A 21,876-nucleotide genomic window follows, 5' to 3' on the forward strand; every position below is an offset into this window, starting at 1 on the left:
CCGGGAGGTCCGTCGCCAAGCCGGGCGGTTCTCCCTGCCGATCCCGCGCCCGATCCGGTCCTTTCCGGTCGAGAACGCACCCCCCGCTCGGGGATACTCCGACCCATGGAGCCGATAAGCCTCACCACCGAGCGCCTCGTCCTGCGCCCCTTCGGACCGGACGACGCCGAGGCCGTCCGCCTCGCCTGCCAGGACCCGGAGATCCCCCGCTGGACTCCCGTGCCGTCCCCGTACACCCACGGACACGCGCAGGAATTCGTCACCCGGACCTGCCCCGACGGCTGGCGCGACGACACCGTCTACAACTTCGCCGTCACCACGCGCGACGAGGGACGCCTGGTGGGCGCCATGGGGCTGGTGCGGCTGGCCCAGCTGAACACCGCGGAACGGCAGGCCGAACTCGGCTACTGGACCGCCAAGGAACAGCGCGGCCGCGGCCTCACCTCCGAGGCCGCCCGCGCGGTCGCCCGCTGGGCCTTCGACGACCTCGGCGTGGAGCGCCTGGAGTGGTTCGCCGAGGCGGGCAACGCCGGCTCCCGCGCCGTCGCCGTCAAGGCCGGCTTCCGGATGGAGGGCACCATGCGCGCCAAGATCGTCCACCAGGGCACCCGCCGCGACGCCTGGATCGGCTCCCTGCTCCCCTCCGACCTCGGCCTGGGCGGCGGCGCGGCCTACCTCCCGCACCAGGGCTGATGACCGCGGCGGCCGGCCCGGCCGCGAACCCCCCGGGCCCCCGGCGGGCGGGGGCCGCGGACCCGGCACGGACCGGAATGTCAGTGGCGGCTTCTAGGGTGGGCCCATGACGACGCCCGTGGCCCTCTCCGCCGACGACGCCCGCCGCACCGCCCTGCGCGCCCAGGGCTTCCTCGGCGCGCCCGACCGCCGCGGCGGCGTCCGCGGCGTCCTGCGGCGGCTGGGCGCGGTGCAGCTCGACACCATCTCCGTGCTCGCCCGCTCCCACGAGCTCATCCCCTACGCCCGCCTCGGCGCCGTCGGCCGCGCCGCCGTCGAGGCCGCGTACTGGACGGAGAACCACGCCTTCGAGTACTGGTCGCACGCCGCCTGCATCCTCCCCATCGAGGAATGGCCGCACTTCGCCTTCCGCCGCCGCGCCCGGCGGGCCCGCGGCCACCGCTGGCACGTGCTGCAGGACGCCGACCGCTCCACCGCCGCCGTCCTGGACCGGCTCAAGACCGACGGCCCGCTGACCTCCACCGAACTCGGCGGCGCCAAGAACGGCGGCCCCTGGTGGGACTGGTCCGAGACGAAGATCGCGGTGGAGTGGCTCCTCGACACCGGCGACGTCGTCTGCACCCAGCGGCGCGGCTGGAAGCGCGTCTACGACCTCGCCGAGCGGGCCGTCCCCGACGACCTCCTCCACGACGACATCGACGACGCGGAATGCCTGCGCCGCCTGGTCGCCCAGGCCGGCGCCGCACTGGGCGTCGCCACCCGGGCCGACCTCGCCGACTACCACCGGCTCAAGGGCGAGCAGGTCGACTCGGTCGTCGCCGACACCGGGCTCGTCCCCGTCCAGGTCGAGGGCTGGGGCGGCAAGCCCGCCTGGGCCGACCCCACCGCCCTGGCCGAGGCCTCCCGCGGCGGCCGGCACCGCACCACCCTGCTCTCCCCCTTCGACTCCCTGATCTGGGACCGGCCCCGCACCGAGCGCGTCTTCGGCTTCACCCACCGCCTCGAGGCGTACGTCCCCAAGCCCCAGCGCATACACGGCTACTTCGCGATGCCGCTGCTGGCCGGCGGCCGGCTCGTCGGCCGCGCCGACCCGGCCCGCGAGGGAAGCACCCTGATCGCCCGTCAGGTCTCACTGGACTCCGCGCGCGCCGTCGAACCCATGGCGCAGGCACTGCGCGAGGCCGCCACATGGGTCGGCTGCGAGGAGGTCCGCGTCGAACGGCTCGACGACCCCAAGCTCGCCGTGGCCCTGACCGAAGCCCTCGCCACCCCTTGACCGACTGACGGGCTGACCGACTGACCGGCGGACGGGCCGGTCCCGGCTCAACGGATCTCGAGGATCTTCTCCCGCATCGCGTACACCACCGCTTCCATCCGCGAGTGCAGCTGCAGCTTCTCCAGGATGTTCCGCACGTGGTTCTTCACCGTGTTCTCGCTGATGAAGAGCTCCTTGGCGATGTCCCGGTTGTTCATGCCCGTGGCCACCAGCTTCAGCACCTCCAGCTCACGGTCCGTCAACCGGGGCGCGGGCACCAGCCGGCGCTCGTCCGTGCGCTGGATCATCGACTTGAACTCGGTGAGCAGCTTCGACGCCATCGACGGGCTGATCTGCGACTGGCCGTCCGCCACCGCGCGGATCGCCGTGGCCACCTCGTCCGTGGAGATCTCCTTGAGGAGGTAGCCGGTCGCCCCGGCCTTGATGGCCTCGTAGAGGTCCGCCTCCTCGTCGCTCATCGTCAGCATGATGATCTTCGCACTGGGAGCCACCTCCTTGATGGAGGTGCACGCCTCGATACCGCCCCGCCGCGGCATCCGCACGTCCATCAGCACGATGTCCGGCAGCAGGTCCGCGGCCTTTTCCGTCGCCTCCGCGCCGTCCCCCGCCTCGCCGACGACCTGGATGTCCTCCTCCTGCGCGAGCACGATCTCCAGACCCCTGCGGAACAGGGCGTGGTCGTCCACCACGAGCACCCTGATCGGCTCCTTGCGCGGCGCGCCGGCGACGCCCGTGTCCCTCGCGGCACCCGTCACGGGCTCCGCGCCACCGGCTGGCGCGGGCTCGAAGCTGTCCGCCATCGGTTCCCCTCCCTCGGGCCGGCGCCCGCGGTAGTCGCACTGTCCCTGCCGGGCCAACCGGGCGCTGCGGCCCGTCCATTGGCTGCCGGGCCATGATTTCACGCCCGGGCACGACGACGCCCCCAGGCAATGGTCGTTTTCCCGCCCGGGAGCGCCGCCCCTGACCCCTGACCCCTAGTTCACCGGCGGAGCGCTCCGCCCGCGCCGGCCGGCGCGTCCTCGACGGACGGGTCCGCCTTGAGGTGGATGACGCCGTAGTCGTAGCCGTGCCGCCGGTAGACGACACTCGCTTGTTCCGTGTCGGAGTCGATGAACAGGTAGAAGTCGTGCCCGATCAGTTCCATCTCGTAGAGTGCCTGGTCGAGCGTCATCGGTGCTGCCGCGTGCGTCTTCTCGCGAACCACCAGGGGTCCTTCACCCTGGACCTCGAGACGACCGCCGATCTTGGTGGTGGGCACGCCCGTGGACGTCTCCCCGGCGGTCGGGGTGCCGTTCAGTTCGGTCGTGGCCAGTCCGGCCGTCGCCTCCGCCACGCTCATCGGCGTCCGACTGCCGCCGCGATGCACCCGGCGCTTGTCGGCCGCCTTGCGCAGCCGCGCCTCGAGCTTGTTCGCGGCGACGTCAAGCGCCGCATAGGGGTCGGTCGCGGCGGCCTCGGCCCGGATCACCGGGCCACGGGTGCGCAGCGTGATCTCCACCCGGTCGGAACGGTCTGCCTGCCGGGGGTTCGGTTCCTTGGACACCTCGACCTCGAGGCTCATCACCTTGCCGTCGAGCTTCTGGATCTTCTCCAGCTTCTCGTTCACGTGCTTCCGGAACCGCTCGGGCACCTCGGTCTTACGGCCCTTGACGACGATGTCCACGCAGAACTCCGTTCCCGGATCGCCTCGGTCTCACGGGGCGATCCCTTGCGCTGAGGCCGGCGGGCACCAGGTCCCGCCCGGCGTCGACGTTCGTTGCCGCTCCGCGCGCTCGGAGGCTTCCGGGCGGCGAAGCCGCGACTCTCACCTCCTCCTCCCCCGCGAGACAGATATTCACCCACTGAACCGTGGGTGAACCCCGTCTCGCGGTCCGTGAAACGGCGGCCCACCATGGGCACCGCCGCCCCTCACCACCGAACATAGACCCGCGGACCCGGGGTCGGCACCCCCAGATGCGCTATACCTCCCTTCGGGTGAAATGACCGTTGTGCCACCTGCGAGATCGGCCCTGACCTTCGGATTCCGCTTGCCTTTCGACCGCCCGTTCGGCCGCCCGGCGGGCCTGTCCTCCCGCGCTGTCCGGGCCGTGGTCCGGCGTGGTGCGGGCCGCCTTGCCGGCCGCGGTTCGGGCGCCGTTCGGGCCGGCTTTCCGGCCGCGGTTCGGACCGCGTCCGTCGCCGGGTGCCGGGCCGCCGTGGGGGTGCCGGGCGCTACCGCCGGCCCGCGGTGTGGCGCAGCGGCGCCGGTCCGCCGACCACCGCCGCGGCCATGACCTGCCCTCCGGCGTCCTCGACCGCGCGGGCCGCGGCGGCGAGCGAGGCGCCGGTGGTCATCAGGTCGTCCACCAGCACCACCGGCGCGGTCCGCAGGAGGCGGCCCGCCCCGCGTACGGCGGTCAGGGCGCCGGCGAGGTTCGCGGGCCTGGCCCGGGCGCCGAGGCCCGACTGGTCGGCCACCGCCCGGCGCTGCCGCAGCACCGCCGCCACCCGGACGGACAGCCCGTCCCGCCTCAGGTCCGCGGCGGCGGCGAGGGCGAGGCGGCGGGTCGCGTCGTGGCCGCGGGCGGCGACCGCCCGGCGGGAGGAGGGGACGGGGACGAGGAGAACCGGGGGGAGAGCGAGGGCCGGGGGGAAGAGCGGGGGGACGGGGAGGATGTCCTGCCGGTGCCGCGTCTCGGGGGCCCCTCCCCCTCCCCCTCCCCGCACCGCTGCGTAGACCGCCCCCGCCAGCGCCTCGCCCAGCGGGCGCGCCAGGCCCAGGGCGCCGCGCTCCTTGTGCGCCAGCAGCACCGCGCGCGGCTGGTCGGCGTAGACGGTCGACGCCCACACGGCGGGCAGCCCGGGCGGCGGTGCGTCCGGCCGGACCTCCCGCGCCCCCGGCTCGTGCAGCGCGGCGCCGCACTCCTCGCACAGCACGGTCCGCGGCGCCCCGCACCCCGCGCACTCGGCCGGCAGCAGCAGCCCCGCGATCTCCCGCCACCATGACCGCACCGCGCGGCCGCACCGCAGGCCCCGCCTTCCCCGTGCTCCGCGCATGACTCAACGATGCCGGGAGTCCGCGACGACCACCAGCCCCGTCCCCAGCCTGTGGATAACTTCCGCCGCGCCCTCCACCTCAAGGCCCCACGGCCTCACGACCCCAGGCCCGGCGCCCGGCGCCCCGCGCTCCGCTCGCGGCGCAGGAACCCCGTGCCCGGGACCGCCGGTCAGCCCGGGTAGACGGGCGAGCCGCCCTTGCCCGCGACTTCCTTCCAGTTCGAGTCGGGCGGCAGCCGGAAGACGCCGCCGTCGAGCTCCGCGAGCAGCGGCTGGTCCTGGCGCTCCGAGGCGGCCACCGACACCACGCCGCTGATGCCCGGCAGGCTCGACGAGGACGTTCCCGAGCCGTCGGCGTCCACGTACTGGATCTGCGGCACTCCCCCGGCCTCGCGTCCCACGACGACCAGCCGGCTGAACCCGGCCCAGGAGGCCGCTATGACGTCCTCGAGCTGCGGTGCGACGCTGCGCAGCCCGGCCACCGTGATCTTCTGGTCGCCGGCGGTACCGGTGCGCTCGATCCGCCCGAGTTGCAGCGTGGTGTGGTCGCCGGCGCGCACCAGCAGGGCGATGCGCACGCCGTCGGCCGCGACCCGCAGCGCCTCGATGCGCCCGTCGCCGAGCTCCGGCATGTCGACGGGCACGGGGTCGCCGGCGCCGTCCGGCAGCATGTACAGGTGCGGATTCGCGGGGTCGCGGTCGGCGATCCACAGGTCGCCGTAACCGTCCCAGCTGGGGGTCGTCAGCCGGTTCTTCGGGTCGGTGGCCTGGCTGCGCAGGACGACGGGGCCGAGCTGGGCGTCCGCGCTGAGGCCGGTCACGTAGAGGCTCGCGTCGTCCTCGCTGAGGGCGGCGGCGTACTGCTCGTCGCGCCGTACGGCGGCGGAGCCGACCTTGAACGTCCCGGAGCCGAGCGGTCCCTCGACCTCGCCGGGCAGCGGGGTCTCGTCGGTGCTGTCGAAGCTGACGAGGTGGTGCTCCGCGTCGATGTAGTACTGCTCCTTGCTCTCCCCGACGAGCTTGTCGGGCGCGTAGGCGCGGCGGGCCTCGTCACGCTGCAGCGTGCACAGGGTGCGGCCGGAGGGTGCCTGGAGTGCGACGGAGGGCACGGGCGTGGACGACATGCCCTGGATGGTCTGGATCAGCTGGGCGGCCATCCGTTCGCAGCGTGTGCCGTCGCCGCCGGGGGATCCCTTGAGCTTGACCGTCACGCGCTGGGAGTCGTCGAGTTCGACCTCCTCGGCGCGGATCCCGGTGGGGAACGCCGAGACGACGACGGGCTCCAGCCAGTCGGTGGGCCCGGCGAGCAGGGCGTTGACGGCGTTGCTCAGCGCGTTGATGCGCTTGCGCAGGTAGATCGGGTCGGCGACGAGGGCGTCCCGGCTGGCGGCCGCATCCTTGGCGCCCGGCCCGGGGGCGGCGAAGTAGAAGGTGTCGACGGAGCGGTAGAAGCGCTGGAAGTCGGCCTCGCTCAGCACCAGGCCGTCGGCGACGCCGGCGATGCGCCATTCGCCGTCCTCTTTGGTGAGGCGTATGCCGCTGCTGAAGGTGCCGTTCTCGGCGTGGTACGCGTGCCGGTCGTCGACGGTGGCGACCTTGGCGCCGGTGAGGGTGATCTGGGTGCTGTCGCCGTCCTTGCCGTCGGCCGTCGTGCCCGGCTCCTGCAGCTGGGAGAGCGCACCGGAGAGGACGGTGATCCCCGATCCGGGTTTCCAGCGCTTGCCCTGGTCCTCGGTCATGTAGAGCTTGGCGGTGTCGTAGTCGGCCTCGTCGCTGGTGGTGGCCTCGAGGAAGCCGCTGACGATCTCGCTGGGGGTCTCGCCGCCCTGCGGTTTGACGCCGAAGACCCGGACCTGGGGGTCGGTGTCGGCGTGCTTCTCACCGCCGACCTTGTGCACCTCGCCGCCGCTGGGCATGGAGGCGCAGCCCGTGAGCAGCACGAGTCCGCTCAGGAGCAGGCCTGCAACGGCCGGCCTGCGGAGGCCGCCCCCCTTCGCGCGCATCAGTCGTCGTCCTCCCGCGCTTCGTCCTCTGTCGTGGGGTGGGTGACCGTGCCGCCGCCCGCGCGGTGCCCGACGACCCGTGCGCCGTTGCCGGGCAGGGCGGCGGGGTCTGCGGCGGGGGGCCGCGGCGGCGTGAACGGCATGGAGGGGATGGCGGGCGCGGCGAAGCGCGGCGCCGGGAAGCCGTGGTGTGCGGGGGCCGGGGGCGTGACGGCGTCGAGCGCGGTGGCGCCCGCGGGCATGCCGCGGTGGGAGAGCGCGGTGGCGAGGTCGCGGTTGCGGCGGGAGTCCTCGGGTTCGAGGGCGATCGGTGATCCGCGCAGGCTGTCGGCGCCGGTACGGGGCAGGGTCAGCCGGAACTGGGAGCCGCCGCCGGGCTCGCCCCAGGCCTGGAGCCAGCCGCCGTGGAGGCGTGCGTCCTCCAGGGCGATGGACAGTCCGAGGCCGGTGCCACCGGTGGTGCGGGCGCGGGCGGGGTCGGCGCGCCAGAAGCGGTTGAAGACGCGGGTGGCCTCGCCGGGCTTCAGGCCGACGCCGTAGTCGCGTACGGCGACGGCAACGGCGCCTCCTGCGGAGGCCAGGCGGACGTGGACGTCGTGGCCCTCGCCGTGTTCGACGGCGTTGACGACGAGGTTCCGCAGGACGCGTTCGACGCGGCGTGCGTCGGCTTCGACGGTGACGGGCTGTTCGTCGCCGTGGACGACGATGCGGCTGCCCTTGCGTTCCGCTATCGGCTCGGCGCCGTCGACGACGCGGCGTACGACGTCGCGCAGGTCGATGGGCTCGGCTTCGAGGGCGGCGGCGCCCGCGTCGAAGCGACTGATCTCCAGCAGGTCGGAGAGCATCGACTCGAAGCGGTCGAGCTGGTTCTGCAGCAGTTCGGCGGAGCGGGACGTCGCGGGGTCGAAGTCCTCGCGGGCCTCGTGGATGACGTCGGCGGCCATGCGGACGGTGGTCAGCGGGGTGCGCAGCTCGTGGGAGACGTCCGAGACGAAGCGGCGCTGCATCCGCGACAGGTCCTCCAGCTGCTGGATCTTGACCTGGAGGGTGTGGGCCATCTTGTTGAAGGACTCGCCGAGGCGGGCGATGTCGTCCTCGCCGGTGACCTTCATGCGTTCCTGGAGGTGTCCGGCGGCGAGGCGCTCGGAGATCCGGGCGGCCATGCGGACGGGGGTGACGACCTGACGGACGACGAGCCAGGCGATGGCGCCGAGCAGGACGACGACGAAGATCCCGGCGGTGGCCAGGGTGCCCTTGACCAGGCCGAGGGTCTTCTCCTCCTGGTCGAAGGGGAAGAGGTAGTACAGCTGGAAGGGCTTGCCGTTGGGATCGCTGAGGCGCTGGCCGACGATGAGGGCGGGCTCTCCGTCGGGGACGCTGTCGCTCTTCATCGAGGTGTAGCGCTCGAAGACGTCGGATTCCTCGTCGAGTGCCTTGCGCAGGTCCGCGGGGACGCTCTCCTCGGGCCGGACGCCGCCGGAGCCGCGGGGCGCGTGGGTGCCGGGGCTGTCGACGCCGACGCTGGTGGGCTGCTCCTGGGCGGAGCTGAGGGCGACGACGGAGTAGACGCCCTGGCCGCTGCTGGCGAGGTTCTCGACGAGGTTGTTGAGCCAGGTGGCGGTGTCGGTCTGGCTGTGCCCGTCGGCACCGGCGTCGGTGTCGCCGTTGCCGGTGACGTTGCGGGCATTCTCCTTGGCGACGGCGAAGCCGCCGACGGCCTGGCTCTGGGCGGTCTGCCGCTTGGCGTCGAGCAGTCCGTTCTTGACCTGCCCGATGACGACGACACCGAGGAGCAGGACGACACCGAGGGACATCAGCAGGGTGGTGGCGACCACGCGCAGCTGGATGTTGCGGCGCCAGAGCCGTACGGCGGGCTGCAGGGGCCGCCGGGCCCAGCGCACGAACGAGCGGAGCACCGGCAGCAGACCCGTCAGGGGGACCGCGTGCCGGCTCTCCATCCGCTCACGCTCGTACGCGGTGGCCACCTCAGCCGGGTCCGGCCTTGTAGCCGACGCCGCGGACGGTCACCACGATCTCGGGGCGCTCGGGGTCGCGTTCGACCTTGGAGCGCAGCCGCTGGACGTGGACGTTGACCAGGCGGGTGTCGGCGGCGTGCCGGTAGCCCCAGACCTGTTCGAGCAGCACCTCGCGGGTGAAGACCTGCCAGGGCTTGCGGGCGAGCGCGACCAGCAGGTCGAACTCGAGGGGGGTCAGCGCGATGGGCTGGCCGTCCCGCTTGACCGAGTGGCCCGCCACGTCGATGACGAGGTCACCGATGGTGAGCTGCTCGGGGGTGGGCTCCTCGGCCCTGCGCAGCCGGGCCCGCACGCGGGCGACGAGCTCCTTGGGCTTGAACGGCTTGATGACGTAGTCGTCGGCGCCGGACTCCAGGCCCACGACGACGTCGACCGTGTCGCTCTTCGCCGTGAGCATGACGATGGGGACCCCGGACTCGGCCCGGATCTGACGGCATACGTCGATGCCGTCCCGTCCGGGGAGCATGAGGTCGAGGAGGACCAGATCGGGCTTGGTCTCTCGGAAGGCGGCGAGGGCCTTGTCACCGTCGGCCACGAACGACGGCTCAAAACCTTCTCCGCGCAGCACGATGCCGAGCATCTCTGCCAGTGCGGTGTCGTCGTCGACGACCAGGACGCGTCCCTTCATAGCGACCATCATCCCATTTTCGCATCGATAGCTTTGACCATGGTGTTCGTCGTCACTCCCCCGTGATCTCCGTCCACTGGCATCCGTCGTTGACCTGGGATGTTCGGAGCCGTCGATGTCAGGCACAGATGTCGACCCGGGACACCTGGTTCCGGACAGTGAACACCCTGCCAGGCACATGCCCGGCTGCGCGATGGGTCATAGGGCCTTCTCCCCCTGCGGAAGGTCCTTTTCGGATGCTTCGATCCCATACGCGCTGAGCGGGATGCCACGCGGTGGCTAGCAAGGTGCGAGAAACGGCCTCCGTCTCTCAGCGGCGGAACCCGGCTCCGTGAGGGTTTCAGAGCAAAGTGGTGAACGGAGCTCTCAGGTCGACGACGTTTGCGGCGGCCAGGAACCGGCTCCGCTCTCCGCCAGGCGCAGCGTCTCCTACTACCGCCAAAGTCCCACGTATACGGCTCTGTTGCCGCCATCCCCTGCTTGCCAAGGGCCACAAGGCGCCACCCGAGGCGGGTGGCACTGCGAAGGGGTCCTTACCGTAGGCGTGCCGCGGAGGCCGAACGTGGCCGGTCGATCCCCGAGGCGCGGATTCACTCAGTTTCGGTGTGCTTGTGCAGGCGCCGCCACGCACAGCAGAGCAGCAACTCTTGGCCGATGGCGACGCGACTCGCATCGACCTGATCTTGGCATCTGTGGCGCTGCTCTGCACCCGCAGGTACGGCGGAAGACTCGCAGGCGCCATGGATACGTGAGCGAGCTCGCACGAACCTTCGAGCCTAGCCCTCTCGACCGCTGGTGCCGTTTCCAAGGCCGGACACTCAACCAGACCGTGTTGGCATGTGCCATCGGACACCGCCAGCGGAATGAACTGGCGAGTAGCCATGCCCCTTTTGGCTTCTTATGTCTATGCGCACCATGTGTGTTCTTTACTAGGTTCTGCCCCGTGAGTGGTGGACGCGTTTGCAGCCTCGGCGGGAAAGAGCCCTGGCGTCCCCTTGGGGGTTGAGCCTTCGAAGTCTCTACATCAAACGAGAGTTGCGGCCCTTGTCCAAGCTCACTTCGGAAATCGACGCCCCTTGCTGGGGTATTGAGCTCAAGGCGACAAGAAAGGTCTTGTGCTATGGCATTGGCTGAAACTCCGCCCTCCCATATAGGCCGGTGGCGGAGACACGGTCGGCTCAAGGCGACCCTCATCGCGATTCCTGCACTGGCATGGCTGACGGCTGCCAGCCTGTTCGCCAACGCCGCGCACGCGGCGGAAGCCCCCGTGGGGCTGGGGACGGCTACGAGCTACGCGGTGTTGGGCGGTTCGACGGTCACCAACACGGGCCCGAGCGTCATCAACGGCGACCTGGGCGTCAGCCCGGGCCTCGCGGTGGTGGGCTTTCCGCCGGGAATCGTCAACGGAACCATTCGCACCGGCGCAGCCGCCGCCCCGGCCCAGGCGGACCTGACCACCGCGTACAACGACGCGGCCAGCCGAGGGCCTGGGGCCAACCCAGGTGTCGAGCTCGGCGGACTGACGCTGGCACCAGGCGTCTACACGAACGGGACATTCGAAATCACCGCCGGCCAAGGCGCCCTCGTTCTCGACGGTCAGAACGACCCCAACGCCGTCTTCATCTTCCAGACGGACTCGACCCTGATCACAAGTTCGGCCAGCCAGATCACCCTCATCCGCGGGGCGAATGCCTGCAACGTGTTCTGGAAGGTGGGGAGCTCCGCCACCCTCGGGTCCGCTTCCGTCTTCAAGGGCAACATCCTGGCCCTGACCTCGATCACAGCGCAAACCAACGCGAATGTAGAGGGCCGGCTCCTCGCGCGTAATGGCGCGGTCACGCTGGACAGCAATGTCGTCACGCGGGCGGCCTGCGCGGTTGGCCCGCCCGGTCCTCCCGGTCCGTCCGGTCCTCCTGGACCGTCCGGTCCCCCCGGACCGTCCGGCTCTCCCGGCGCCCCCGGCGCCCCCGGCGCTCCCGGCGCTCCCGGCGCTCCCGGCGCTCCCGGCGCTCCTGGCGCTCCTGGCGCCCCCGGTGCCCCTGGCCTGCCCGGCGCCCCTGGTGCTCCCGGTGCCTCCGGTGCCCCTGGCCTGCCTGGCGCCCCCGGCGCCCCTGGCGCTCCCGGTCCTTCCGGTGCCCCTGGCCTGCCCGGCGCCCCCGGCGCCCCTGGCGCTCCCGGTCCTTCCGGTGCCCCTGGCCTGCCCGGCGCCCCCGGCGCCCCTGGGCCCGCTGGACCTCCTGGACCCGCCGGGCCTCCCGGACCTGCCGGACCTGCCGGGCCCGGATACCCGCACCACGGCGACTACCCGCATCACGGTGATTACCCGGACCACGGCGATTACCCGGACCACGGCGACCACCGGGACGACGATGATGACTCCTGTGGCCCCTGCATTCCGGACCATCACGGCATCCACGACAAGGATGACGAGGACTGGGATTGCAACTGGGAGTGGCGCGCGCCGCTCCAGCCTCGGGAAGCGTCCTGCGACTGAGCGATCAGTCCTCATCCGGCGCGCAGCTTGACGCTCGACGCCATGAGTCCATCGCAGGCGGGACCGCCCCGTACCCCGGTCAGTCGACCTCGGGTACGGGGCGGGATCGCCACACCCCGCAAGCGACCTGACTCACCGGAATCTCTCCGGGGATTCGTAGGGACCTCCTGGCGAGCAAGCGGCGGACAGTCGCAGTCACCATGATCGGAACCTTAGGGGCTTCGTCTGCGCTGGCTCGTCAAAGGGCCCTGGACCTTGTCGGTCCGGGGCCCTTTCCCATATGCGCCAGGGGGGATTCGAACCTGCGACGCCTGCTTTCGGACGCGCCCGCGCGGATGGGGCGGAGAGAGTTTGAGGTCTGGCCCTTGGGGTGAGAGATCGGGGCCCGTACGCTGGCCGCGAATCGGGCTGGCTCCTTGCCTGCCCGCAGTAGCCCGATTTGGGCCTCGATCTTCGAGGCTCGCGCCAAGGGCCAGACCTTAAAGTCTCGGAGCGCCGGCCGCCCTAGCCACCGCAGTTCTGACCTCATGCCCTGGCCTACCTATGTGGGCGTGCGGCGGCGGATGGCCGTGCCGAGCGGGGCGGAGACTGGAGCGTGGACGCGGCCGGACGCCGGCCGCGCGCCCGGCGGAGCGTGAGCGACGCCGGGTGCCTTGATGAAGTAGAGAAAGTCTTACCGCACTGCCATCACTTCATGATCGTTAACTCATGCGGGAGCCGTCAGGCTTCTGCCCGTGTTCTAGGTAGACCGGTGCAGATCCGCTTCTAGCTTCCGTTGCGGCGAGGATCCGGCGAGCCAGTCTCGGGATGGTGCGCTCGGGGACCTCAGGCAGCGTGACAAAGGCGAAGCCCTTGAGCTCATCGGGTTGCAAGCTGATCTCCGCCAGGTACTCCGGGGCGAGTTCGCCTCCGTCGAAGATGTACAGCACCTTGTCACCCTCGGCGTCACTGGGCGCCCAGTCCACGGCCAGGAGGCGCCCCACGGGCGGAGTGATCCCCAGCTCTTCACGGACCTCGCGGATGGCAGCGTGCAGGGGGGATTCGCCGGTCTCGACGTATCCGCCCGGGATCTCCCAGTAGCTCTTGTAGGTCGGCTCGACCATCAGCACGCGGCCGCCGGCATCAAAGAAGAGCGCACCCGCGGCCATGCGCGGATGCGCCATCTTTGCTTCGTGTGCGTTTGCTGCCATGCAGGTGAGCGTACCTAGCTCATATGACGTGCAGCCGGTTGGCCAGGCCGGCCAGGGTGTGGCTGGCTCGGCTGCGCTGGTTGCGGACCCATGTCAGGACCAGCTCTCGTGCGAGGTAGTGACTGCGCACCTGCTCGGGTGCCCAGCTTTCGGCTTCGAGGATCTTCGTGAGCGCGTCATCCGTGCGGTTGTGTGCGCTGAGCGCTCGGGCCACTTCGAGGTTGTGCCGCGTGCGGCGTTCGGTCGGCAGTGCGCTGGTGTCGATCTGCGGACCAAGGTTGATGGCGACCTGAATGTCGCCCAGCTCGGCTGCGGTGGCCACGCGGTGGATGGCAACGTTGGTGGGGCCGAAGGCGGTCCATACGTGGTTGGCATCGCGTCCCAGTCGCTGTGCGACCTGGTCGGCCTCAGCGAGGAAGGTCCGCGTTGTGGCTCGGTCCTCCGCACGGGCGGCGGCCATCGAGCCTGCGAGGAACAGCGTCCCGTAGATGGACAGGAACTCGGGGCTGGCGTCATTCAGGCCCGGGCGGAGGTAGTCCGCCGCGTCACTGACCAACTGCACGGAAGCGTCGAACCGGCCGTTGGAGAGCAGGCAGTGAGCGACAGAGCGGAACAGTGATCCCGTCACGACAGGATTCCCGGACTGTTGGGCGGCCGCCAAGCCGCGGTCCGCCGCGATCCATGCGAGGTCGGTCTCCCCGAGCTTGGTCAGCACCATTGCGGCACCCTGGTAGGTCATCGCCATGAGCTCGTGTGCCTGCTCGTGTTCCCGGCCCTCGTACGCCTGGGATGCGATGAGCACGTCGGCCAGGAGGAGGGGCAGCCGGCGGGTGGCGAATCCATAGCGGGAGTCCTGGTAGGCGTCCCAGACTTCCGCGACGTTGCCGCGTAGCTCGTCGAGCGGGGTTGGTTCGCCCTCGGTGGGTACTCCCAACATCGGTGTGAGCTGGCGGTAGTTCATCAGCGCGGACCGCAGAGCGGGCACCGTGCGTGAGCCGCTGTCCGCCGTCCACTCCAGCAATGTCGGTTCGGCGAGCAGGTCACCGAGGCTTACGTCTAGGGCGTCGGCCAGTGCCTTGATGACCGACAGTCTGTCCAGCTCCAGCCGGTTGTTCTCGGCCTTGCTGAGCCAGTCGACCGTGCGGCCGACGAGTCCGGCCAAGACGTCCTGGGACATGCCGCGCCTGCGGCGGTACCACGCGACTCGTTCGCCGATCGTCAGGTTCGTCGTCATTCCTCGCATGGGAAGAGCGTCCCCCCGTCTCCCGGCGCGACCCCGGAGAGATTTTCCGGGGTCCTGCATCAGTCCAGTTCTAGCGTTGCCGACAACCCAAGGTGTTGTCAGGTCGACGGTGCAGCGAGGGGGCCGAGGTGGCACTGACCCCGTCTGAACGGATGGAACTGATCAATGAAGTTGCGGCACTTGGAGAAGAGCTGTCGGAGTTGGTGCGTCGCGCCGATGGCGTGGTCACCGCTTTGGCGTCTGCCGCCGGACGAGGTCTTCGAGCTGGTCCATCCGATCGGCCAGACGACGAAGGTCCCGGCGGACTTCCGACAGGTGCTCGGTGATCTGCTCGAACTCCGGGCTCCTCTTCGTGGCCGCGCTCTTGCCGGGCATGGCGGCAAAACTGCCCTTGCCCTGGTGAGAGATCGCGTAGCCGTCCTCGCGAAGCCTGGAGATCGCCTGCCGGGCGACTGTGCGTGAGACGTTGTGAAGGGTCATCAGCTCGGACTCTGACGGCAGCTTGTCTCCGGGGGTCAGCTCCCCGTCATGGATCTTCTGCTTGAACTCGTCGGCGATCTGCAGATACGCCGCCCGTCCGGTGAAGTCGGCCATGGCCCCTCTCAGTGCTTGTTGTACCTAGTGCAGCACATTGCGCGGACGGCCGTCGACAGCCACTTGACACACCAAGTAGTACACGTGCACCCTCGAATCAGCTCAACGCACTAAGTACTTCAAGTCCTTAGAGAAAAAGCGCACACTGATGCGTCAGATCCCTGTTGACACCTCCGCCGCCTCCGTGATGGTCGCGCAGCCGCCCCAGCCCAAGGTCCGCGACCGCCGTACGGGTGAGATCGCCACCGATGCCGAGACCGGCGCGACGATGATGACCGTGGACGTGATGTTCGCGGCGAACGGCGAGGTCGAGATCCTGTCGGTGTCCGTCCCGGAGCCGGGCATCTCCGGTGAGCTGGTGATGGGCACCCCGGTCGCGATCACCGGCCTGGTCGCCCGGCCGTGGGAGAACGAGTTCAACGGCCAGCGCCGCCACGGCATCAGCTTCCGCGCGGTCGCGGTCACCTCGCTCGCCGCCGGCACCGCGAACCCCGAAGGCGGCGTGAGCATGACCCGCTTCACGGTCGCGCTGCTGCTGGTCGCCGTCATCGCTCTGGTTCTGCGGTGGCGGCGCCCCGCCTGGTACTGGCTGACCTTCGGCGTCACCCTCGCCGCCTTACGGGTTCTGGTTCGCTACGGGTCGGTGATGGAGGCGTGCGGGCTGACCGTGCCGCCGTCCCGCTGGCGCATGGCCATCGCGCGGGCCACCAACCGCCCAGCCCCCGCCTCTCGGGCTCCGCGCATCCTGCGCCTGCGTCCTACTCGTACGGGCTTGGTAGTGCGGTTAGGTCTGCGCCCGGGTCAGGACGCCTTCGACGTCTCCGCCTCGTGCGACCGGCTGCGGCACTCCTTCGGCATGTACGGGGTGACCTCGCGCGAGCTGCGCTCGGGTGTGGTGGAGCTGCGGATGACCGGATACGACGTCCTCAAGCGGGTGCAGATGCCCGCGAAGATCGACCGCACCCCGATGCGGGTCCCGGTCGCCCTGCGCGAGGACGGCGCCGTGCACTACCGCGACTACCGCACCGTCCCGCACGCCCTGACCCTCGGAGCGACGAAGTCCGGGAAGTCGGTGTACCAGCGCAACCTGGTCGCCGAACTGGCCGCGCAGGACGTTGCCCTGGTCGGTATCGACTGCAAGCAGGGTGTGGAGCTGTTCCCGTTGGCCCGCCGGTTCTCCGCGCTGGCCGACAACCCCGACACCGCCGCCGACCTCCTCGACGCCCTCATCGACCGCATGGAGGCCGTCTACCAGCTCATCCGCACCGAGCAGCGCATCACCGCCGACGTCCCGGACGCGGAGATCGCCGCCGACATCTGGGACCTGCCCGACCACCTGCGCCCCATCCCGATCGTGGTCCTGGTCGACGAGGTCGCCGAACTCGCCCTGTTCACCGCCAAGGACGAAGAAAAGCGCCGCGACCGCATCATCACCGCACTCGCCCGCTTGGCTCAGCTCGGCCGCGCCGCCGGCATCTACCTGGAAATCTGCGGCCAGCGCTTCGGCTCCGAACTCGGCAAGGGCATCACCATGCTCCGCGCCCAGCTCACCGGCCGCACCGCCCACCGCGTCAACGACGAACCCAGCGCGAACATGGCCTTCGGCGACATCGCCCCCGACGCCGTCCTCGCCGCCATCCAAATCTCCCCGGACGCCCCCGGCATCGCCGTGACCGGCGACTCCACCGGCGGATGGGCCCGCATCCGCACCCCCCACACCACGCTCCGCCAGGCCGTCAACGCCTGCAACCGGCACGCCGACCGCACCCCCGACGTGCCCGAACTCGCCTCCTATTGGCCCACCCTGGTGCTCCCGCTCGCCCCGGTCGCTGCGCCCGAAGTCGCAGCGAAGACCGCGCCCGCCGCGGCCTGATCCCACTCCGCCCCAACGGCCGGCGTGACCGCCTCGCGTCAAGGTCCCTACCCCTCCCATGCCCGAAGCAGGAAGGAGACCGACGATGCCTAAGCTCCGTGTGGACGCCGTCCTGGTCCAGGCCATGATCGCCGGTGCCCTGTCCTTCGCCCACCTGCACGACCTCGCTGCCGCTGCCGGACAGAGTGGCTGGAAGGCGTGGGCCTATCCGATCAGCGTCGACCTGCTCCTGGTTGCTGCCTGGCGACGGCTCCGCATGCTCCGCACCGACGGAGCGCCGGTCCGCGCCGCGTGGCTGTGGTTCGCGGTGGCCCTGTCCGCCTCCCTCGGGGCGAACATCGCCACCGCCGGACTCCTCGACCTGGACCACGTACCCGACTGGCTGAGCATCCTCGTGGCCGGATGGCCCGCCCTGGCCTTCCTCGGCGGCACACTCCTCGTCCACGCCCCCGGCCACCAAACACCGGCTCCGACTCCGGCTCCGGCTCCGGCTCCGGCTCCGGCTCCGGCTCCGGCTCCGGAGTCTTCCGAGACCGCCAGCGTCGAACGCGCTCCTGCGTCGGAGCCCACGCCGGACGTGGTGGAGGCAGTCGAGCCTGCTCCGGCCCTGCCCGCCTCACCGTCCGCCCCGGCGTCGGTCCTTCCCGCGGTCCCGGCCGCGCTGGTGGCCCACGCCCGGAAGGTCGCCGACGACCACCAGGCCCGCACCGGGACTGCGATCGACACCGACACCCTGCGCGTCCGGCTCGGCGTCCCCGCCCAGCTGGCCGACGCCATCGCCGCTCAAATCAACTGAACAGGAGGAAACCCAATGCGTCCGCACATCCGCGCCGCCCTGGAACGGTCCGCCGAACTCACCCGGAACAACCGCCTGGTGGACGCCATGCGCCTGGGCGAGGACGCGATCAACCAGGCCACCGACGACGAACACCCCGAGATCCGGCAGTGGCTCACCGACCACGCCGGCGACTTCACCGGACAGGAGGACTGACCACGATGCCCGCTCGCGACTTCTTCCACTCCGTGATGCGGATCGGCCCCGTCCAGATCGGCACCCACCGCGACCGGCACGGCCAGACCAAGCACGCCGCGGTGTGCACCAACGACCGCTGCGGCTGGTCCGCCGACTACTCCAGCTCCTCCGCCGCCCAACTGGCCGCCCGCACCCACCGCTGCACGGCCCGATAGGAGGCAGACCGTGGACGTCCCACTCTGGTTCGCCCTGATCGTCGTCGGCTACCTCGGCTGCAAACTCATCCGCCCACCGCTCTGGCTCGTCCTGGTGCTGCTCCTGGGCGGCTACCTCATCGCCGACAGCCTCCTCGCCCCCGTCATCAACACCGTCATCAAGTAGGGAGACCGCTCATGCTCCGGCCGAAGATCCCCACCAACCCCACCCCGACCGGGACCGTGATGCCGCTGCCCGTCGAGCCCACCGCCGTCGTGCAGCACACCCCGGCACCCGCGCCCGTCCCTCGGTTCCGGTGTCGTCCCGGCCCGTGGTGCAGCTCACCCCGGGCGCTCTGGTCGCGCTCGTCGGCGGCGGCACGGCCGTGGTCCTGGTCGTCGGCGCCGTCCTGGTGTCACTGCTGCTCGCGGTCGCCGTCACCGCCGCCTCGCTGGCTGTCTGCGCTGTTGTCCTGCGCTCGATGCTCAACGGCCAGCACAAGCACCGCTGACCGGCCCCCGGGGCGGTCTCAACCGCCAAGTATCGCCCGCCCCGGGAGCCGTGCCCCTGCCCGAACCAGAGATCCGGAAGGAACCCCCATCATGACCCACCCGACACCCCGCCGGACGTGGATCTGCCCGGCCTGCGACGGCTTCGCCTCCGCCGCCATCACCCTCGGCGGCCGCGACCGACACGGCCACCTACGCACCCTCACCGTCCACTGCCCCGCTTGCCACGGCACCGGCACCCGCCCGGTCCGCGCCGCCGCCTCGCTCACTGGGGGCCGCCCGTGACCGACACCGCGACCCTCGCGGGCCTGGACCCGACCACCCTCGGCGATCTGCTGCGGGTGGCTGGGTCCCCGGGCTTCCACCGCTGGGAAGACCAGATCCGCCGCACTGGCGGCTGCTCCGACCCGATCCACCTGACCGGCTGGACCCTCACCAAAGACCGCACGACCGGCGAGACCCTGCACCACTACAGCACTGAGAACGAGCCCGGCGGACGGCTCCGTATCGCCTGCGGCAACCGCCGCGCCTCGCGCTGCCCCTCGTGCGCCTGGACCTACGCGGGCGACACCTACCACCTCATCCGCGCGGGGCTTGCTGGTGACGAAAGGCGGGAGATCCCCAACACGGTGCGGGATCACCCCCGGGTCTTCGCCACCCTCACCGCCCCTTCGTTCGGACGGGTGCACAACCGGCCCGACACCGGGCGCTGCCGCTGCGGCACCCGACACGCCGCGGACGACCCTGCGCTGGGGACCGCGCTCGACCCGGCCACGTACGACTATGCGCGGGCGGTGCTGTTCAACAACCACGCCGGGCAGTTGTGGCAGCGCTTCACCAACCGGCTCCGCCGCGAGATCGCCGCCCGCGCCGGCCTGTCCCAGTGGGCCATGGCAGAGGTCCTGCGGGTCTCCTTCGGCAAGGTCGCCGAGTTCCAAAAGCGCGGCGCCGTCCACTTCCACGCCGTCATCCGCCTCGACGGCCCCGAAGGCCCCGACACCGCACCCCCGTCCTGGGCCACGACCGGGTTATTGGAGGACGCCGTCCGGGCTGCCGCCCAGCACTCCTACACCTCGATCACCGTCCCCGCCTCCGGTGACCAACCCGCCCGCACGTTCCGCTGGGGGACCCAGCTCGACGTCCGCCCGGTCAAGGCGTTCGGGGACGGCTCCGACATCACCGAACAGGCCGTCGCCTCCTACGTCGCCAAGTACGCCACCAAAGCAGCAGAGAACACCGGCACCCTCGACCGCCGCATCGGGGAGCTCGCCGAACTCGACCGCCACCAGGTGCCCGACCACGCCCGCCGACTTATCCAAGCGTGCCGGGACCTCGACGACCTCTACCCGGACCGGCGGCTGTGGGCCTGGGCACACATGCTCGGCTTCCGCGGCCACTTCTCCACCAAATCCCGCCGCTACTCCACCACCCTCGGGGCGCTGCGCCAGGAACGCGCCGACTACCGCGCCGCCCAAGAACACGCGGACCTCGGCCTGGAGGACATCGAGCCGGACACCGTCCTGGTCCTGGCCGACTGGCACTACGCCGGCCACGGCCACACCCCGGGTGAATCCGCCCTCGCAGCGTCCATCGCCCGGGACATCCAGCTCAACCGCGAAACCGCACGCGAAGCCCTGCAAGACCTCCGAGCACAGGAAGGAGTCATCGAATGACCACCGCCGCTGAGGAGCTGCTGACTGTGCCAGACGTCATGGCGCGGCTAAAGCTGGGGCGATCGGCCGTGTACGAGCTGATCAGGACTCGCCGCCTCGTCTCGATCACCATCGGTCGGTCCCGACGCATCCCCGCTGACGCGGTGGCCCGACTGATCGCCGATCTGATCGAGGAGTCCCGCTGATGGCACGACGTCCCAACGGCGCGGGAACGATCGTCAAGCGCTCAGACGGTCGCTATCACGCAGCCGTCTACGTCCCCCAGCCGGATGGCACCACCAAGCGAAAGTTCGTGTACGGCCGCAGCTACGACGAATGCGATGCCAAACGCAGGAAGCTGATCGAGCGGGCGCAGCACGGCATTCCGACGCCGACTCGGGACATGACCTTGGGCGATTGGTTCGACTACTGGTTGGAGTGCGTCGTCAAGCCGTACCTGTCGGTGGGTAGCTACGAGACCTACGAACAGACGGTTCGCCTGTACCTGCGGCCCCGGCTCGGTCACGTCGTGATGTTCAAGCTTGGCGTCAAAGAGCTGCGGGCGGCTATGACCAGGCTGGCTGGTGACAAGAGCAGCAAGACCGCGAAACACGCCCTGCGGGTCCTCTCGGCGTCGCTGACCGCCGCCATGGAGGAGGACTTCGGCCTGACCCGGAACGTGGCCAAGCTCGTCCACGTACGGGCTCCCACGGACAGCGGGGAGAGCTGGGACGCGGTGCAGGTGCTGCGCTTCCTCGCTGAGGCCCGGCGCAGGACGGTCTACTACCCCGGGCTCCTGCTGATCCCGTTGCTTGGTCTTCGCCGTGCTGAGGTATGCGGCTTGCGGTGGGAGAACGTCGACCTAGACCGCCGCGTGCTGTGGGTCGAGCAGCAGCTCCAGCGCACGGGCGCCGGCACGATCGACGTGGATCCCAAGACCGAGTCTTCCAAAGCTCCGCTGCCGCTGCCGCCCCAGTGCATCGCGCCGCTGCGCTGGCAACGGATGCGCACGGCGTGGCTTCGGGAGCGTGCCCTGGCGGCTGGAAGGCCGTGGTTTGATGACCCGGACGGACACGTTTTCGTAACGAATACCGGGCGGCCGTGGTCGGCAGACAACCTGTATCAGACCCTCCAGCGTGTCCGTGCGACGGCAGGCCTCGGCAAGATGAATCCCAAGGGTCTGCGGAAGTCGTGCGGCACTCTGCTGGTGCACCTCAAGGTCCATCCCCGGGTGACCAAGGCGGTGCTCCGGCACAGTCGGATCTCGACCACGTTGGACATCTACGCGGAGGCGCTGGACCCCGACGTGATCGAGGCGATCGGGCAGCTGGATCGGCTCCTGCGCCAGCCGGCGCGGCTGGAGTCGTTGCGCAGTGTCACCCATGAGGACGCCGGTCAGCCCGACTGATGTCAGCTGTAGATGTCACGGCCTCCTGGCCCGCAAATCGTCGCAGGTCAGGGGGCCGTTTTCCTGCGTCAGT

General features: G+C 70.6%; 21 protein-coding genes and 2 pseudogenes. 14 read left to right on the top strand and 9 right to left on the bottom strand.

The features are described 5' to 3' along the window. The first annotated feature begins 105 nt into the window (after positions 1-105). Together ACFZAU_RS23545 and ACFZAU_RS23550 are read left to right on the top strand one after the other, a co-directional pair. Entirely contained in the window at positions 106-693 is a 588-nt protein-coding gene (locus tag ACFZAU_RS23545) for a GNAT family N-acetyltransferase (RefSeq protein ID WP_500553799.1), read from the top strand. Positions 694-799: 106 nt separating this feature from the next. Next, the gene (locus ACFZAU_RS23550) at positions 800-1,969 is read left to right on the top strand and encodes a winged helix-turn-helix domain-containing protein (RefSeq protein ID WP_500553800.1); all 1,170 of its coding nucleotides are present in this window, start codon (positions 800-802) and stop codon (positions 1,967-1,969) included. A gap of 47 nt (positions 1,970-2,016) precedes the next feature. Here the strand turns inward: ACFZAU_RS23550 and ACFZAU_RS23555 are convergent, their stop codons facing one another. From ACFZAU_RS23555 to mtrA, 6 genes are all read right to left on the bottom strand, one after another. Further along, positions 2,017-2,769, bottom strand: a complete 753-nt coding sequence (locus tag ACFZAU_RS23555; protein WP_500553801.1) for a response regulator — start codon at positions 2,767-2,769, stop codon at positions 2,017-2,019. A gap of 179 nt (positions 2,770-2,948) precedes the next feature. Next, on the bottom strand, positions 2,949-3,632 hold the full coding sequence (gene hpf, locus ACFZAU_RS23560; RefSeq protein ID WP_500553802.1) for a ribosome hibernation-promoting factor, HPF/YfiA family: 684 nt from the start codon (positions 3,630-3,632) through the stop codon (positions 2,949-2,951). Between the two features lie 548 nt (positions 3,633-4,180). Then, a complete protein-coding gene (locus tag ACFZAU_RS23565; RefSeq protein ID WP_500553803.1) occupies positions 4,181-5,005 on the bottom strand; it encodes a ComF family protein in 825 nt (274 codons plus the stop codon). A gap of 170 nt (positions 5,006-5,175) precedes the next feature. Continuing rightward, positions 5,176-7,008 (bottom strand): LpqB family beta-propeller domain-containing protein, encoded by a 1,833-nt coding sequence (locus tag ACFZAU_RS23570; protein WP_500553804.1) that lies wholly within the window; start codon positions 7,006-7,008, stop codon positions 5,176-5,178. Beyond that, a complete protein-coding gene (gene mtrB / locus ACFZAU_RS23575; protein ID WP_500553826.1) occupies positions 7,008-8,966 on the bottom strand; it encodes an MtrAB system histidine kinase MtrB in 1,959 nt (652 codons plus the stop codon). Before mtrB ends, ACFZAU_RS23570 begins: the two co-directional genes overlap by 1 nt. A 28-nt stretch (positions 8,967-8,994) precedes the next feature. Beyond that, entirely contained in the window at positions 8,995-9,684 is a 690-nt protein-coding gene (mtrA, locus tag ACFZAU_RS23580; RefSeq protein WP_078620260.1) for a two-component system response regulator MtrA, read from the bottom strand. A gap of 1,108 nt (positions 9,685-10,792) precedes the next feature. Here mtrA and ACFZAU_RS23585 point away from each other — a divergent pair. Next, positions 10,793-12,166 (top strand): ice-binding family protein, encoded by a 1,374-nt coding sequence (locus ACFZAU_RS23585; protein ID WP_500553805.1) that lies wholly within the window; start codon positions 10,793-10,795, stop codon positions 12,164-12,166. A gap of 701 nt (positions 12,167-12,867) precedes the next feature. Here ACFZAU_RS23585 and ACFZAU_RS23590 read toward each other — a convergent pair. The 3 genes from ACFZAU_RS23590 to ACFZAU_RS23600 form a co-directional block, all read right to left on the bottom strand. After that, entirely contained in the window at positions 12,868-13,356 is a 489-nt protein-coding gene (locus ACFZAU_RS23590; protein WP_500553806.1) for an NUDIX domain-containing protein, read from the bottom strand. Positions 13,357-13,375: 19 nt separating this feature from the next. Continuing rightward, positions 13,376-14,590: a helix-turn-helix domain-containing protein gene (locus ACFZAU_RS23595; RefSeq protein WP_329187331.1), complete on the bottom strand. Its 1,215-nt coding sequence runs from the start codon at positions 14,588-14,590 to the stop codon at positions 13,376-13,378. A 234-nt stretch (positions 14,591-14,824) separates the two neighbouring features. Further along, positions 14,825-15,193: a winged helix-turn-helix domain-containing protein gene (locus ACFZAU_RS23600; protein ID WP_391578484.1), complete on the bottom strand. Its 369-nt coding sequence runs from the start codon at positions 15,191-15,193 to the stop codon at positions 14,825-14,827. A 148-nt stretch (positions 15,194-15,341) separates the two neighbouring features. Here ACFZAU_RS23600 and ACFZAU_RS23605 point away from each other — a divergent pair. The 11 genes and pseudogenes from ACFZAU_RS23605 to ACFZAU_RS23655 all read left to right on the top strand — a co-directional run. After that, positions 15,342-15,647 (top strand): annotated as a pseudogene (locus ACFZAU_RS23605) (SCO3933 family regulatory protein); the annotation flags it as partial. 54 nt (positions 15,648-15,701) lie between these two features. After that, positions 15,702-17,066, top strand: coding sequence for an FtsK/SpoIIIE domain-containing protein (locus tag ACFZAU_RS23610; RefSeq protein ID WP_500553827.1), 1,365 nt, complete (start codon positions 15,702-15,704; stop codon positions 17,064-17,066). A gap of 85 nt (positions 17,067-17,151) precedes the next feature. After that, the gene (locus ACFZAU_RS23615; protein ID WP_500553807.1) at positions 17,152-17,862 is read left to right on the top strand and encodes a DUF2637 domain-containing protein; all 711 of its coding nucleotides are present in this window, start codon (positions 17,152-17,154) and stop codon (positions 17,860-17,862) included. 15 nt (positions 17,863-17,877) lie between these two features. After that, the gene (locus ACFZAU_RS23620; RefSeq protein ID WP_329187338.1) at positions 17,878-18,057 is read left to right on the top strand and encodes a hypothetical protein; all 180 of its coding nucleotides are present in this window, start codon (positions 17,878-17,880) and stop codon (positions 18,055-18,057) included. Positions 18,058-18,062: 5 nt separating this feature from the next. Continuing rightward, complete coding sequence (locus tag ACFZAU_RS23625; protein ID WP_378354633.1) at positions 18,063-18,254, top strand: mobile element transfer protein; 192 nt, start codon at positions 18,063-18,065, stop codon at positions 18,252-18,254. Positions 18,255-18,264: 10 nt separating this feature from the next. Then, entirely contained in the window at positions 18,265-18,420 is a 156-nt protein-coding gene (locus ACFZAU_RS23630) for a hypothetical protein (RefSeq protein WP_500553808.1), read from the top strand. Between the two features lie 11 nt (positions 18,421-18,431). Then, positions 18,432-18,745, top strand: a pseudogene (locus tag ACFZAU_RS23635) (SpdD-like protein). 91 nt (positions 18,746-18,836) lie between these two features. Continuing rightward, entirely contained in the window at positions 18,837-19,028 is a 192-nt protein-coding gene (locus ACFZAU_RS23640) for a hypothetical protein (RefSeq protein WP_500553809.1), read from the top strand. Then, positions 19,025-20,416 carry a replication initiator protein RepSA gene (repSA, locus tag ACFZAU_RS23645; RefSeq protein WP_500553810.1) on the top strand — a complete coding sequence of 464 codons (1,392 nt, stop codon included), beginning with the start codon at positions 19,025-19,027 and terminating at the stop codon, positions 20,414-20,416. The genes ACFZAU_RS23640 and repSA overlap by 4 nt, the downstream gene beginning before the upstream one ends. Next, the gene (locus tag ACFZAU_RS23650; RefSeq protein ID WP_500553811.1) at positions 20,413-20,601 is read left to right on the top strand and encodes a helix-turn-helix domain-containing protein; all 189 of its coding nucleotides are present in this window, start codon (positions 20,413-20,415) and stop codon (positions 20,599-20,601) included. The genes repSA and ACFZAU_RS23650 overlap by 4 nt, the downstream gene beginning before the upstream one ends. After that, positions 20,601-21,803, top strand: a complete 1,203-nt coding sequence (locus ACFZAU_RS23655) for a tyrosine-type recombinase/integrase (RefSeq protein ID WP_500553812.1) — start codon at positions 20,601-20,603, stop codon at positions 21,801-21,803. The genes ACFZAU_RS23650 and ACFZAU_RS23655 overlap by 1 nt, the downstream gene beginning before the upstream one ends. The last annotated feature ends 73 nt before the right edge of the window (positions 21,804-21,876 follow it).

The sequence above is a fragment of the Streptomyces sp. NPDC008238 genome (assembly GCF_042956445.1).
GTDB lineage: Bacteria > Actinomycetota > Actinomycetes > Streptomycetales > Streptomycetaceae > Actinacidiphila.